Source organism: Polynucleobacter sinensis (genome assembly GCF_001595985.1).
In the GTDB taxonomy this organism is placed as follows: Bacteria; Pseudomonadota; Gammaproteobacteria; order Burkholderiales; family Burkholderiaceae; genus Polynucleobacter; species Polynucleobacter sinensis.
In genome coordinates, this window is the sequence record NZ_LOJJ01000009.1 from 41,324 (window position 1) to 55,650 (window position 14,327).

13 protein-coding genes are annotated in these 14,327 nt (G+C 46.5%); 4 read left to right on the forward strand and 9 right to left on the reverse strand.

The genetic code is table 11. From position 1 onward, the window contains the following. Positions 1–24: 24 nt before the first annotated feature. The 9 genes from ruvA to AOB49_RS09020 all read right to left on the reverse strand — a co-directional run bounded on the left by ruvA (position 25) and on the right by AOB49_RS09020 (position 8,522). Entirely contained in the window at positions 25–606 is a 582-nt protein-coding gene (gene ruvA / locus AOB49_RS08980) for a Holliday junction branch migration protein RuvA (protein WP_062310155.1), read from the reverse strand. A 29-nt stretch (positions 607–635) separates the two neighbouring features. Further along, entirely contained in the window at positions 636–1,154 is a 519-nt protein-coding gene (ruvC, locus tag AOB49_RS08985) for a crossover junction endodeoxyribonuclease RuvC (RefSeq protein ID WP_062310156.1), read from the reverse strand. A 24-nt stretch (positions 1,155–1,178) separates the two neighbouring features. Next, positions 1,179–2,759: a bifunctional phosphoribosylaminoimidazolecarboxamide formyltransferase/IMP cyclohydrolase gene (purH, locus tag AOB49_RS08990; RefSeq protein WP_062310158.1), complete on the reverse strand. Its 1,581-nt coding sequence runs from the start codon at positions 2,757–2,759 to the stop codon at positions 1,179–1,181. A gap of 46 nt (positions 2,760–2,805) precedes the next feature. Beyond that, a complete protein-coding gene (locus tag AOB49_RS08995) occupies positions 2,806–3,045 on the reverse strand; it encodes a helix-turn-helix domain-containing protein (protein WP_062310160.1) in 240 nt (79 codons plus the stop codon). Positions 3,046–3,075: 30 nt separating this feature from the next. Further along, a complete protein-coding gene (gene dusB, locus AOB49_RS09000; protein WP_062310161.1) occupies positions 3,076–4,092 on the reverse strand; it encodes a tRNA dihydrouridine synthase DusB in 1,017 nt (338 codons plus the stop codon). Positions 4,093–4,243: 151 nt separating this feature from the next. Next, positions 4,244–5,401, reverse strand: coding sequence for an FAD-dependent monooxygenase (locus AOB49_RS09005; protein WP_062310164.1), 1,158 nt, complete (start codon positions 5,399–5,401; stop codon positions 4,244–4,246). A gap of 13 nt (positions 5,402–5,414) precedes the next feature. After that, positions 5,415–6,788 carry a Xaa-Pro aminopeptidase gene (gene pepP / locus AOB49_RS09010; protein ID WP_062310166.1) on the reverse strand — a complete coding sequence of 458 codons (1,374 nt, stop codon included), beginning with the start codon at positions 6,786–6,788 and terminating at the stop codon, positions 5,415–5,417. Further along, entirely contained in the window at positions 6,781–7,506 is a 726-nt protein-coding gene (gene murU, locus AOB49_RS09015; RefSeq protein WP_062310168.1) for an N-acetylmuramate alpha-1-phosphate uridylyltransferase MurU, read from the reverse strand. The genes pepP and murU overlap by 8 nt, the downstream gene beginning before the upstream one ends. A gap of 11 nt (positions 7,507–7,517) precedes the next feature. After that, complete coding sequence (locus AOB49_RS09020; protein ID WP_062310171.1) at positions 7,518–8,522, reverse strand: aminoglycoside phosphotransferase family protein; 1,005 nt, start codon at positions 8,520–8,522, stop codon at positions 7,518–7,520. 33 nt (positions 8,523–8,555) lie between these two features. On the opposite strand from AOB49_RS09020, the gene AOB49_RS09025 reads away from it, so the two are divergent. Genes AOB49_RS09025 through rsmA form a run of 4 tightly spaced genes read left to right on the forward strand, consistent with a single transcriptional unit; the run spans position 8,556 to position 14,308 of the window. Next, entirely contained in the window at positions 8,556–11,090 is a 2,535-nt protein-coding gene (locus tag AOB49_RS09025) for an LPS-assembly protein LptD (RefSeq protein ID WP_062310174.1), read from the forward strand. After that, the gene (locus tag AOB49_RS09030; RefSeq protein ID WP_062310177.1) at positions 11,087–12,541 is read left to right on the forward strand and encodes a peptidylprolyl isomerase; all 1,455 of its coding nucleotides are present in this window, start codon (positions 11,087–11,089) and stop codon (positions 12,539–12,541) included. The genes AOB49_RS09025 and AOB49_RS09030 overlap by 4 nt, the downstream gene beginning before the upstream one ends. Continuing rightward, a complete protein-coding gene (gene pdxA / locus AOB49_RS09035; RefSeq protein ID WP_062310179.1) occupies positions 12,516–13,532 on the forward strand; it encodes a 4-hydroxythreonine-4-phosphate dehydrogenase PdxA in 1,017 nt (338 codons plus the stop codon). The genes AOB49_RS09030 and pdxA overlap by 26 nt, the downstream gene beginning before the upstream one ends. Then, positions 13,532–14,308: a 16S rRNA (adenine(1518)-N(6)/adenine(1519)-N(6))-dimethyltransferase RsmA gene (rsmA, locus tag AOB49_RS09040; RefSeq protein WP_082784141.1), complete on the forward strand. Its 777-nt coding sequence runs from the start codon at positions 13,532–13,534 to the stop codon at positions 14,306–14,308. Before pdxA ends, rsmA begins: the two co-directional genes overlap by 1 nt. Positions 14,309–14,327 lie beyond the last annotated feature (19 nt).

Genomic DNA, 14,327 nt, shown 5'->3' on the forward strand with positions numbered 1-14,327 from the left:
GTAGTGGGTTTGAGTTACTAGTGTTTAAGACTTTGAAAGGTATTTCAAGCCCATGCGGATGCCGTCTGAAACAGTAGTGTCAGGCGGTATTTGCTTGAGGGCAAGATGTGCCTCTTTTTCTGAATAGCCTAGTGCCAACAGCGCCTGCAAAATTTCACTACTAGCTTCAATAACCTGAGGTTTCCCGGAGGCGATTCCTAAATCAGGTGCTAATTTGCCTTTGAGCTCGAGACAGAGTCGTTCGGCGGTTTTTTTGCCGATGCCTGGAATTTGGGTTAGGCGCCCAGCTTCCTGCATGGCGATGGCTTGAGCTAATTCATTAACGCTCATACCGGAGAGAATTGCTAGTGCTGTGCGTGAGCCAACGCCGCTAATTTTGATAAGCTGCCTAAAAGCCTCGCGCTCAGTTTCAGTAGCAAAGCCAAATAATTGCTGAGCGTCTTCACGCACTTGGAAGTGCGTCAATAAGGTGATTTTTTGATTGGTTTCTGGCAGTTGATACAAAGTACTCATTGGCACGTCAATCTCATAGCCAACGCCTTGGCAATCTACCAGGAGGCGCGGAGGGTGAACTGAGACGAGAATTCCTTGAATGCGACCAATCATGTGAAGATCTTAACCTGTGATGTGTATTTTTACTTAATGCGTTTCTTGGGGGTGAGTACTGCGCTGATTGCTTTAGGAATTTGAGCGTGATGCGCGGCGCAAATAGCTACCCCCAGTGCATCTGATGCATCCGTGCCTGGTGCGCGATTAAGGCGCAACAGTCGCTTCACCATTTCTTGAACTTGGGGTTTAGCAGCACGCCCTGTGCCAACAATGGCTTGCTTTACTCGCAGAGCGCTATATTCAGCTACGGGTAGTTTTTCAGAAACCAGGGCGGCAATGACTGCTCCTCGCGCTTGCCCTAACATGAGTGTCGAGCGTGGATTGACGTTGAGGAATACTTCTTCGATAGCAGCTGCCTCTGGGTGATAGGTCTCTAAAACTTCTTTGACGCCGGCATAGAGGGCGCCCAGTCGCTCTGGTAATCCTTTGGCTGGATCACCGCTTTCAATCGTGCCGGAAGCTACGTAACTGAGTTTTTGACCGTCAACATCAATGATGCCAAAGCCTGTTGTTCGCAATCCCGGGTCGATTCCTATCCAGCGCATGGGTGCTTTTTAACTCTATATCTTTTAGTGGCGGAAATGGCGTGTGCCAGTGAAGATCATGGCAATGCCATGCTCATTAGCTGCCGCAATGATTTCATCATCACGCATACTGCCACCAGGCTGGATGGCGCAACTTGCGCCACCATTTACCACCACATCTAGGCCATCTCGGAACGGAAAGAAGGCATCACTAGCAACTGCAGAACCTTTGAGGCTTAAGCCAGCATTTTCTGCTTTGATGCTTGCCATGCGCGCAGAATCCACTCGACTCATTTGGCCTGCGCCAATTCCGAGTGTCATACCGTTAGCACAATAGACAATCGCATTGGACTTCACAAATTTTGCTACCCGCCATGCAAACATCATGTCATGCATTTCACTTGGAGTTGGCAAACGCTTGCTTACCACGCGCATTTCATTTTCGAGCACATTCTTCGCATCTGGTGATTGAACCAATAAACCGCCGCCAACACGTTTGAAGTCAAAGGTATTAAATGCTGTGCCAAGAGGAATTTCTAAGAGACGTACATTCTGCTTTTGTGCAAAGATCGCTTTTGCTTCGGAACTAAAACTCGGAGCAATCAATACTTCCACAAATTGCTTAGAAATAGCCTCAGCCGCAGTACCATCACAAGGTACATTAAAAGCGATGATTCCGCCGAATGCAGAGCTTGGGTCAGTCTTAAATGCCTTTTGATAAGCCTCGAGCGCGTTAGCACCAACAGCTACTCCGCAAGGATTAGCATGCTTAATGATCACGCAGGCTGCCGCGCCACCCGTGTTGCCTGTAAAGCTCTTGACGCATTCCCAGGCTGAATCAGCATCAGCAATATTGTTGTAAGAAAGTTCTTTGCCTTGTAGCTGCTTGTAGTTGGCAAGCGCGCCCTCTACTGGTTCAATATCCTTATAGAAGGCGGCAGATTGGTGTGGATTTTCACCGTAGCGCATCTCTTGCACTTTTTCAAAGGCAAGGTGCAATGTTTCGGGGTACGCTGAGCGAGTCTTATGATCTAAATCACTACCTAACGCAGACAGGTAATTGGCAATCGCACCATCATATTGGGCGGTATGAGCAAATACTTTTTTAGCAAGCCCAAGATTAGTTTTGTAAGAAACTACATTTTGATTCGCCTTCATTTCCTCTAGTGCTGGTGCGTAATCTTCTGGAGAGATCAGTACAGTCACATCTTGATGATTCTTAGCTGCTGCACGCAACATTGCTGGACCGCCAATATCAATATTTTCAACGGCATCTTCAAAAGAGCAATCCGCTTTAGCAACGGTTTCATTAAACGGATAAAGATTGATCACCAGCATATCAATCGTATCAATGCCATGCTTTTTAAGAGCAGCCATGTGCTCCGGAAAATCTCTACGGGCCAGTAAGCCGCCATGCACCATGGGGTGCAAGGTCTTTACACGGCCATCAAGCATTTCTGGGAATTTTGTTAATGAAGAAACCTCTACTACTGGTAAGTGATTTTCAGCCAATAGTTTTGCTGTTCCGCCGGTAGAGATTAGCTTAACGCCTTGCTCATGGAGCGCTTTGGCAAAGGGTACGATGCCATTTTTATCGGATACGGAGAGAAGTGCTGTACGGATCATATTTTTAGAGGGTGTAATTAAAAAGAATTTGGTATGAGGGTCTGGCTTATTTCAGTAGTTGGTGTTCGACCAACTTCTTGTGTAGGGTATTACGATTAATGCCGAGATATTGAGCGGCTAAAGATTGATTCTGTTTAGCATGATTCATGACTAATTCCAGCATGGGTTTTTCTACTACAGCCAATACCATTTGATAGAGGTCTGACGGTGGCGTACCTTTAAGGTCGTCTAGGTAACGCTGTAGTTGAGTTTCGATGCATTCGGTGATGGGGTGCTTATTGGTCATGGGTAAATTCAATAACTAAAAGACTAAAAATTAGGCTGCTTCTAAAAACAGTAAGTGATCTGAATGAGATTTCATTTCATCAAAAAAATCATTCACCATTGCGAGTTGGGTTTTGCAGTCATCTGCAGTATTCATTCTTTGGCGGAATGCATGAGAGTTACGTAAACCCTTGCAATACCAGCCAATATGTTTTCGCGCCGTGCGAAGACCAATGTACTCACCATAGAACTCATAGTGATCTATGAGGTGGGCATTCATAATGCTTTGAATTTCATTAATTTGCGGAGTGGGTAATTTGCCTCCCGTGTCCAGGAAATGGCTAATCTCCCGAAAGATCCATGGGCGACCTTGAGCTGCGCGTCCAATCATGATGGCATCTGCCCCAGTTTCTTTTAAAACAAAAGCAGCTTTTTCTGGGGTATTGATATCGCCGTTCGCTACCACTGGAATGGAGACATTGCTTTTGACTGCAGTAATCGTTTCGTACTCCGCTTCGCCATGGTAGAGATCTGCTCTAGTGCGACCATGAACGGTCAGCATGGAGATGCCAGCTTTTTCTGCAAGCCTTGCTATATCGATCGCATTTTTATGCTCACGATCCCACCCTGTACGAATTTTCAAGGTGACTGGAACGGCATCGGGGCCAATACCAACTGCCTGCACTACAGCTTCCAAAATTTGCTGTACTAATGGCTCATCTCTGAGAAGTGCTGAGCCAGCGGCAACATTGCAAACCTTTTTAGCTGGACAACCCATATTGATATCGATAATTTGAGCGCCATGATCAACATTGAGCTTGGCAGCTGCTGCCATCATCTGGGGGTCGGCACCGGCAATTTGGACGGCAATCGGCTTAAATTCGCCTTGGTGATTTGCACGACGCTGGGTTTTTTCGCTCTTCCACAACAAAGCATTGGATGCGATCATTTCAGATACGGCATACCCCGCTCCTAGCTTTTTGCACAGCTGCCGAAAGGGACGGTCCGTTACCCCAGCCATGGGCGCAACAAAGAGTCTATTTGCGAGAAGGTGTGGGCCAATCTTCATTTTTATCTGGCTGGGTGTGAGAGGCTTTGAGTGTTTAATAGGAAGGGTGACACTTTAGCACAATCGAGCCTAAATCTGCCTAAAAAATAGGCAGATCACTTGCTTTGGATTAAACGGGTACGACTAGGGTTTAAAGGGCGATTTGAGCCTATTAGCGCCTGCCAAACATCATCTGCCTGGCTAAGGCTGTTTTCGCTGGAGGAAGCCATTGAAGGGCCGATAAAGCCAATCCTCGAGCAAATACAACTGGTAAGAGGTTTGATGTAAAAATTCTGGCCATAAAGTCGGTAAGGCCAATGGTGGCAGTACGGTCAGCTTTTCGGCTTTGAGCGTAATCCTTTAGCGTTGCTTCAATCGCGGCGGGTGATTTTTCTTCTTCCGATCTCGAGAAAAGTGCGCTGAGTTTTTCGGAGAGAAGGTAGGCATCTCTTAATCCTAGATTCAGACCTTGTCCTGCCACGGGATGAAGGGTTTGTGCTGCATTACCAATCCAAACTTCATTCTTCAGCGCAATCTCTTTGCGGTAGTTGAGTCCCAATGCATAAAGGCGACGATCTTGTACCTTCAGAAATTGTCCAATGCGTGTACCAAATTTGGCTTGCAGACTTTTAAGGAAGTCCGCATCGCTTAATTGAAGCCTTTCTTGAGAAGACTCCGGTGATCCACACCAAACCAGATTCAGAATATTGGGCCCATAGTGGCTGGGTAAAACTGCCAAAGGACCCTCAGAGGTAAATCGTTCCCAGGCTTGATGTGGAGTTGCATTTTCAACTTCAACCAAACCGACTAGCGCTGATTGCTCATAGTCACGACCCGATTCCACCCAATCCTGAGCCTTAAACAATCCGCCCTCAGCATGCACGATGCACTTTCCCTGAATATGGCTCAGGGCAGTATTGTCATCAATATGTTGCCAATTAAAATTTGAGGTTTGGATTTGAATAACTCTCAAAGCTTTGCGCAGTGCGAGGTGAATATCGCGATAACGAACAATGTGACCTAAGGCCTCTTGCTTGAGTTCTTCACGGGTCATTAGCGCTCTACCAAAGCGTCCTGCTTGCGAGACATGCACCTGATGAATTTCGGCATGATCTTGAGGCCATGCTTGAATCGTATCGAGCAATAACTTACTGCCATGTGAAAGAGCAATGCCTCTACTATCGGCTGCAGCTAGATCAGCATCATCTACTGGGTTTCGATCTAGTAATGCGATTTTGGCTTCGGGAAATTTTTGCAAGCACCAGGCTGCACAAGCTAGGCCAACAGGCCCACCCCCTTGAATCAAAATATCATAGCTATCGTTATGCATACTCAGTTGGATATTAATGATTCTTCATCAACGATTCGATTTCATCGGCTTTGACTGGAACTCCACGAGATATCAACTCGCATCCAGATTGATTCACTACCGCATCATCTTCAATGCGAATACCGATATTCCAAAAAGCTTTATCAATATCTTCGGCAGGACGAACATAAAGTCCGGGTTCAATTGTGAGTACCATTCCGGGTTGAAGAGTGCACCATGGCTTTTCCGCGGCAACAATTCTTTCGCTTTCTACAGGTTCACGATAAGAGCCCACATCATGAACATCCATACCAAGCCAGTGTGAGGTACGGTGCATATAAAAACGACGGAAGGCACCAGTTTCAATGGCATTGTCTAGAGAGCCTAGCTCAGAGAGTTTGAGAAGTTTTTCATCTAGCAGGCCTTGAGTTAATACTTTAAGCGCTGCTTCATGAGGCTGCATGAAGGTGTTGCCGGGTTTTGTGGCGGCAATTGCAGCTTCTTGTGCTGCAAGCGTAATGTCGTAGAGGGCGCGCTGAGCCCCGGTAAATTTTCCATTGACTGGAAATGTGCGTGTGATATCAGATGCATAACCATCAAGTTCACAACCAGCATCTATCAGGCAAAGTTCGCCACTTCGTAATTCTGTAGAGCCGGCACGATAGTGAAGGATGCAAGAGTTGGCGCCGCTAGCGACGATGCTATTGTAAGCAACGCTTTGCGCGCCGCTATATCGAAATTCGTGCAAAAGTTCCGCTTCAAGGTGGTACTCGCGCATGCCAGGTTTGCAAGTTTGCATTGCGCGAATATGGGCGCGCGCGGAAATTTCTGCAGCCCTTCGCATGATGTCAATCTCATGTGCGTCCTTAAATAGACGCATTTCATGAATTAAGCTCTCTACATCATGAAATTGTGAGGGAGCATTCACACCCGATCGCGTTTGTTGTCTGACTTGTTTCATCCAATGGCGCAAACGACGATCAGTCTCCGCGCTTTCTGAAAGGCGAACATAGACTGCATCTTGATCCGCCAAGAGCTCACCCAATTTGTTATCGAGTTCTTGGTTGCTATGGGCGTATTCCACGCCAAGCATCTCAGGGGCAGCATCCGGCCCTAAGCGAATGCCATCCCAAATTTCTCGTTCAGGATCTTTGGGCCTACAAAATAGATGGGATTCAAGTTGAGCTTGCCCATTGTTATTAGAAACATGGAGTACGAGCGTCGCCCCTGGCTCCTCAAAACCGGTGAGGTAGAAAAAATCGCTGTCATGACGATAGGGAAATTCACTATCGCGATTGCGTGCGGTTTCAGGAGCGGTGGTAATAATGGCAATTCCCCCGCCAGTTTGGGAGCAGATTTTTTTTGCCAGGACAAGGCGTCGTTGTTGATAGATATTCGGTTTATTCATAGGCTGCATTGAGCTCTGTTAATCGTTGTGGCGTACCTACATCGTGCCACGGTCCCGTATATTTTTCACCGGTCACGCGATTTTTGGCCATGGCCTCTCGAAGTAAAGGAGCCAGTTTTGTAGGAATGTTGATTTCCAGATCCTGAAATAGATCTCGATGGTAAAGACCGATCCCTGAAAAAGTCAGCTTTTCGGCTCCTGACATTGACGCATTAGATAACTTGGATTCTTTAAGGTAAAAGTCCCCCTCGGGATGTTGAGGTGGGTTTGGCACCATGATGAGGTGAGCCAATATTGGACTGGGATTCTTGCGAAGTTGGGAGATCTTGCCCACTAAATCCTGAATTGGAAAGTTTGGCGAAAAGACATCTCCGTTGATGGCCAAGAAATAATCATCGGGAGCCAGCTTTGGCAGGGCCTTGCGAATCCCGCCAGCAGTTTCAAGGGCACTGACTTCAGGGGAGTAGGTAATTGTGAGTCCAAATTGACTGCCATTGCCTAAGGCATCCTCAATTTTTTGCCCAAGCCAGGCATGATTAATAACGATCTTCTGAATGCCGGACCTACTAAGCGCTTCAAGGTGCCAAGCTAGTAACGATTTATTTTTAATGGAGAGTAGTGGCTTTGGTAAGACATCAGTGAGTGGCCGCATGCGCTCACCCCGACCCGCGGCCAGTAAAAAGCATGGCACAGAAATGGGATCAATTGATGAAGTCATATGAATGATCGTTACTCAGATTTGGGCTGGCGCGTCGACTCAAGAATGCGCGCTAATGGCTTTAACTCAATGTAGCGATTGGCCGTAGCAATGGCGTATTCCAGTACTAAAGGGATGTCCTTGAGGTATCCATCCTTGCCGTCACGATGGAACAATCTTGCAAAAATACCAAGAACCTTGAGGTGACGTTGGAGACCCATCCATTCAAAGTCACGATAAAACTGACCAAAATCATCTGGCATTGCTAGCCCGGCTTTGCGACCAGCTTCCCAAAACTTAATAACCCAATCAATCACACGTTCTTCAGGCCATGCAATATAGGCATCGCGCCATAAAGAAGATGCATCATAAGTAATGGGGCCATACACTGCATCTTGAAAATCTATGACGCCTGGATTATTCAGTGTTGTTACCATGAGGTTGCGTGAATGAAAATCGCGGTGCACATACGCTTTTGCTTGAGCTAAATTATTTTCAATAATGAGTGTAAAAGCTTGTTTGATTTGTGAGTCCTGCATCTCGGTCAATGTCATTTGCAGGTGCTTCTTGAGATACCACTCGGGAAATAAATCCAATTCACGCTGAAGCAGGGTTTCATCGTAGTTTGGCAGCACATTTGGTTTGCTTGCTAATTGCATCTGCACCAGGGCATGTGTTGCATCTTTATATAGTGAATCTGCGCTTGCTTCATTAAGCTCCGCAAGATAGGTTTTAGTTCCTAAATCATTTAGCAGCAAGAATCCCTCGGCAATATTTTTTTCAAGGATCTTGGGAACGTTCAAACCCGCATTTTCGAGCAATAAATCAACCTTTAAAAATGCATCTAAAGGTTCGTGTTGGGGTGGAGCATCCATCACGATTAGGGTCTTGAAATTGGGGTTTTTTGACTCAATTCGGAAATACCGCCTAAAGCTGGCATCTGCAGATGCCGGGCTTAGGGAGGGGAGATCTAATTGCCAGCTAGGTTCAAGGCCTTTTAGCCAGTTGCGGAGGGTATTTAAGCGAGAGTCAGTCATGGTCGATTCGTATAATAAGGCTGGTCAGGATCCATGAGTCATTATCGCCGTTGCGCCGGCCTTTGCGCCCCTCTTTTTTTCACTGCCGCCCTGCGCATAATGATGGGGCTTGCATTGCTGCAATTTACTTTTTCAAGTCATGCGCAAGCTCCGGCACCCCTACCGCCTTCTTCTCAATCTTTAGCCAATTCGGCAAATTCTGTTTTGATCCCCGATCGAGGTGAAGTAACCATCTTAAAATTGGATGATCAACTGCGTGTTGGAAAAGCGATTGATGATGGGAAAGCCCTGACATTTACTTCTAGTGACTCTATTGATGGGGTAGTAGATCGTGAAATGCGTTTAAAAGGGCGCGCACAAATTCGTCGCAATGGGGCAGTTATCAAAGCAGACGAAATTCAATACGACCCAGATTCTGATATAGCTAACTTAACGGGTAACACAGAATTTTCCAAAGGTAATGTTACGTTCAAGGGACCAAAGGCGCGCCTTCGAGTCGATGCGCGTGAGGGCGAAATGGAATCACCCAATTATGAGCTACGTGATAATCGCGCAAGTGGTAATGCTAATAAATTAACGATTGAAACATCGGATATTTTTGTATTTGATAAGATCACTTACACCACTTGTACGCCTGAAAATTTAGATTGGTACTTCACTGCGAGTACCTTGGAAATTGATAACGAACAGAAGGAGATGGTTGGTACGCATGCTGTGATGCGCTTCTTCGATGTACCAATTGCCTACACTCCCTATTTCACTGCGCCAACTTCTAATCAGCGTCGTTCAGGCATTTTGGCACCAGTCGCTGGTTACAGCTCGAATAACGGTATTGATGTGACGCAGCCTTATTACGTCAATATCGCCCCTAATCGGGATTTACTATTATTGCCGCGAGTAATGGGGCAGCGTGGCGTCCAGTTGGGCGCCAAGTATCAGTTTTTAGATAAGCAATATGCAGGTAGTTTAGGCGGTGACTATCTTCCTTATGATCGAAAAACCGGAACCGATCGCTGGCGCTATGACTGGCAGCAGAGACAAAACTTTAGTGGCGACCTATTGGGAATGGGTGGAATCCCTATTGCTGGTGCTTGGACGGGGTATGCCAATATGGCTCGAGTTTCAGATAATTTATATCCCACTGACTTTTCTCAGAGTATTGCGGGTGCCGTGACTAGCCAATTTCGGCAAGAGGTTGGGACTACAAAGAATCTCACTGGGGGGTTAAGTAATTGGACTGTTTCTGCTAGAGCGATGACCTTCCAGACTTTGCAACCTGATCCCACCTCGATTGTGCAGTCCCCATACAATATTTTGCCGAACATTACTGCTACATATAACAATCGCTTAAGTCCAGCGGTTGCTGATGCAAGCGGCAAGTACATTAACTTGCCATCAGGTCCAGCAACGACTTTTTCGACAGACTACACTCGTTTCGCATACAACATTGGCGCCAACCTGGCGGCAACTGCGCCAGGTATTTATAGTCAGGCCGATCGAACTGTAATCAAGGGGGCTATAGCACTTCCCCAGGTAACGCCGGGTTACTACGTTACCCCTAAAGTGAGTTTTCAGTCTAATACCTATAACGCCACCCCATACAACCCAGTTGGCGCGCCAAACGCGCAGGGTTTTACTGTTCCAACATTTAGCTTGGATTCAGGCCTAGCCTTTGAAAGAGAGGCTACTGAATTAAAAGGTTTTTTTGGGCGGGATATGTTGCTCACTATGGAGCCAAGGGCTTTTTATGTTTATACCCCCTACCAAAATCAAGCCCTAACCCCTTTATTTGATACCGCTGATGCGGGTTTTGGCGTCACCCAAATTTTTAGTGAAAATACATTTATCGGTAATGACCGCGTCGCTGATAGCAATAAATTAACTGGTGGTTTAACGAGTCGAATGATTGAGGCAAATACTGGTGCTGAGCGTGCCAATGTGACTCTTGCTCAGCGGCAAGCCTTTACTGGCCAAAGAGTAGGTCTTAATGGCAATATTGCCAATCCGACAACTTACTCAGACACATTGGGTTCGGCTTCAGTACGATTACTTGGAAACTTTAGCGCTGACATGTTTGGTCAGTACAACACTCAGCTCAACAAATTTGTACAAACAACAGTTGGGGGTAGTTGGCGCCCTACCCCTGGTAGAAGTTTGAATTTTGGATACCGCAACGTCTGGACCCCGCCAACACAAGCTTCAGTACAAAACAATACCGCAGGTACTTTGGCGCAAACCACTACAGATCAATACAATATTTCAGGTCAATGGCCTCTTACTCGAGAGGTCTCTGTATTAGGGCGCTGGGGGTACGATGCTTTGAGTACTAAAACATTAAATACCTTGGTTGCTTTAGAGTGGATGAGGGATTGTTGGACTTTGCGTGGGGCCTACTCCCAAATGGTCAACACCTCACAAATCACCACTACCCAAGTTTTATTCCAAATAGAGTTTAGGGGTTTTGGTAGCGCTGGAAGCAATCCAGTTGATATCATGAGGCTTAATGTGCCTGGATATATGCCTACTTCTAAGCCTATTCCACCCTCAATATATGAGAACTATCAATGATGCGTAGGAATTTATTCAAACAAGCCCTACTAGCTACTACGTTGGCTGGGCTGACTTTGCTGTCACAATTTGCTCATGCACAAGGCAATACAAAGACGTCTCCAAGTACGGATAGCAAAATTCGTAATATCGATGGCGTTGCTGCAGTAGTAAATACAGGATTTGTTACTCGCAAGGAGATCGATGATCGTATTGCCGCCCTTCAGAAGCAGGGGACCAAATTACCTGATGCGACAACCTTGAGAAAAACAGTTTTAGAAAGACTCATTATTGAAAAGATTCAGATACAAAATGCTGAACTCGAGGGTATTACCGTCACCAATAAAGAGTTAGATCAAATTGTTGCAGACATAGCGGCAAAAAATAAATTAACGCTTGCGGAGTTGAAAGTCAAAATCGCGGCTACTGGAAGTAGCTATGAGCGTTATCGTCAAATGCTGCGCGATGATGTCATGATGAGTCGCTATAGGGAGCGCGAAGTTGAGGCTAAGATAAAAATTTCCGATGCAGAAGTTGATAACTTCATCGCTGATCGCAATCGAGCTGCGGCTGGCGGTGGTGTTACGCGTTCGACGCCTGCTGCGAAGGGGGCGCCAGAAGAAATTGATGTGGCGCAAATATTTATACCGGCGGATGCTAGTGCGGGCGCTGGTGCGCAGGCTGAGGCAAAGAAAAAGGCGGAGTCGTTATTGCGAGAGGCAAAAGGCGACGTTGACTTTTTACAATTGGGCGCCATGGCGGCCAAAGATAATCCCAAGATTAAATTTCAGGACTTGGGCTATCGAACTCCTGATCGTTTGCCTCAATTATTTTATGAGGCCATTAGAAATACTGGTGGCGGACAAGTCGCTGGCGCAGTTGTAAAAAGCCCTGCTGGTTATCATGTATTGAAGGTTTTGGATCGTAGGGCTGTAGTTGCCGGTGCGCCAGAGGTACAGCAGCAGCCTGCACAAGACAATACCCCAACAACCCCACAAAATATTATGGTGACTCAGACTTTGGCGCGTCACATTTTGCTGCGGAGTCGTGCGGGTCTATCAGATCAAGATGCTGAAAGGCGTTTAGCGGGTTACCGCGATCAGGTGCGCGCCAAGACGGCAGATTTTGGTGAGCTAGCCAAAAAATACTCTGAGGATGGATCTGCTGCCAATGGTGGAAATTTAGGATGGATGGGCCCTGGTGATTTGGTTCCTGAGTTTGATCAAGCAATGAATCGTTTGCAAATCGGTGAAGTAAGCAACCCAGTGAAAACTGAATTTGGTTGGCATTTAATCCAGGTATTGGAGCGAAGAGAAGCGCAGTTGACCGTAGAAAAGCAACGTCAATTTGCTCGTGCGGCAATTCGTGAGCGTAAGTTTGAGCAAGCCTATCAAGATTGGCTGCGTGAGTTGCGCGATACCGCTACGGTGAAGATTATTAACGCCGATGATCCAGCAGTTAGCCCCCGTTAAGTTAGTCATTAGCTCCGGTGAGCCAGCGGGTATTGGTCCGGAGGTTTCATTCTCGGCTGCACTCGCTTTCTTGAGGGAGCAAGCCGGCGCTCACATTACTTTATTGGGCGATCTTAGTATGTTTCAGGCGTCTAAGATCCCGGCTGAATTGGCTAATAGGCTTACGCTAGAGTCAGTCGCTTTATCGGCGCCAGTTTTAGCTGGTCAATTGAATCCTGCTAATGCGCAATATGTCATCAACATCTTAAATATTGCTACTGAGGGCTGTCTTGAAGGGCGTTTTGATGCCATGATAACTGCGCCACTTCAGAAAAGTGTAATCAATGCTGGAAAGATTGCATCGACACTTTTTACTGGCCATACAGAATATCTAGCACAGCTCTGTAATAAGGACCATGTGGTCATGATGCTATGCGCTTCATTGCCGGTGGGATTTTTAAAGCTTCAACAATCTAATGCGCTTAGAGTGGCTTTGGTAACAACGCATTTGCCTTTAAAGGATGTGCCAGCCGCACTCAAGCAGGAACAGATATTAGAAACAATTCAAATTGTGCACCATGATTTGCAAAAGAAATTTGGTATTGCTAGGCCGGTGATTAGGGTTGCTGGAGTGAATCCCCATGCTGGTGAGTCTGGATATTTGGGGCGCGAAGAAATTGAAGTCATTGCGCCTGCAATTGAAGCGGCTAAAGACTTGGGTATATTGGTGAGCGGTCCTTATCCTGGCGACACCATGTTTGATGCCAATACATTGAATCGAGTTGATGCTTTTATTGCGATGTATCACGATCAAGGTTTAGCCCCTTTTAAGTTTGTCAGTTTTGGGGGTGGCGTTAACGTAACTTTGGGTTTGCCCATTATTCGTACTTCGGTGGATCATGGCACTGCCTTAGAGATAGCTGGCAAAGGAGTTGCTGACTCTAGCAGCATGCTAGAGGCATTGAGATTGGCCTATCAACTGGTAGTGAATTCAAGGAATGTAAATACATGATGCACCGTGCGCGCAAGCGTTTTGGCCAAAACTTTTTACAAGACTCTGGGGTGATTTATTCAATCGTTGCCGCGATTAATCCAAATCCCGAAATGCATGTGATTGAAATTGGACCAGGTCTAGGAGCGCTCACTAGACCTTTATTGAGTGGTCTCAAGCAACTTGATCTTTTGGAGATTGATCGGGATTTGGTGGCTTACTGGAATCATGAGAACCTTCAGGGGCTCAATGTGATCGAAGGTGACGCGCTGCAGTTTGATTTTTTGGAATGGGCAAAATCTAAGCCTTCTACTGGCAGCTTATGTAAAGTAGTTGGTAACTTGCCTTACAACATTTCATCGCCATTATTGTTCCACTTAGTGTCTGCTGCTGATGCCATTGATGAGCAGGTATTTATGTTGCAGGCAGAAGTGGTGGAGCGCATGGTGTCTCAGGCTGGGGGATCAGAATTTAGTAGGCTTTCAGTAATGCTGCAGGCCCGTTATGACATGGAATTGATTTTAGAGGTACCGCCAGAGGCATTTGATCCGCAGCCTAAGGTTAACTCCGCCGTTGTGCGTATGATTCCTCGGAAAGATTTCAGCCTGAATGAATCGCAATGGCGTGCCTTGGAGAGGGTGGTCGCAGCTGCTTTTTCCCAGCGTAGAAAAATGTTGCGCACAAATTTGGCGGCTTATGCTGATCGACTGTTCTTAACGGAGTCTGAGCTCAAAGCCCGCGCCCAGGATATTTCTGTAGAGCGTTATATCGAATGGGCTAAAACTCTGGTGGAATAAGCACTAGAAAATCCAAGGC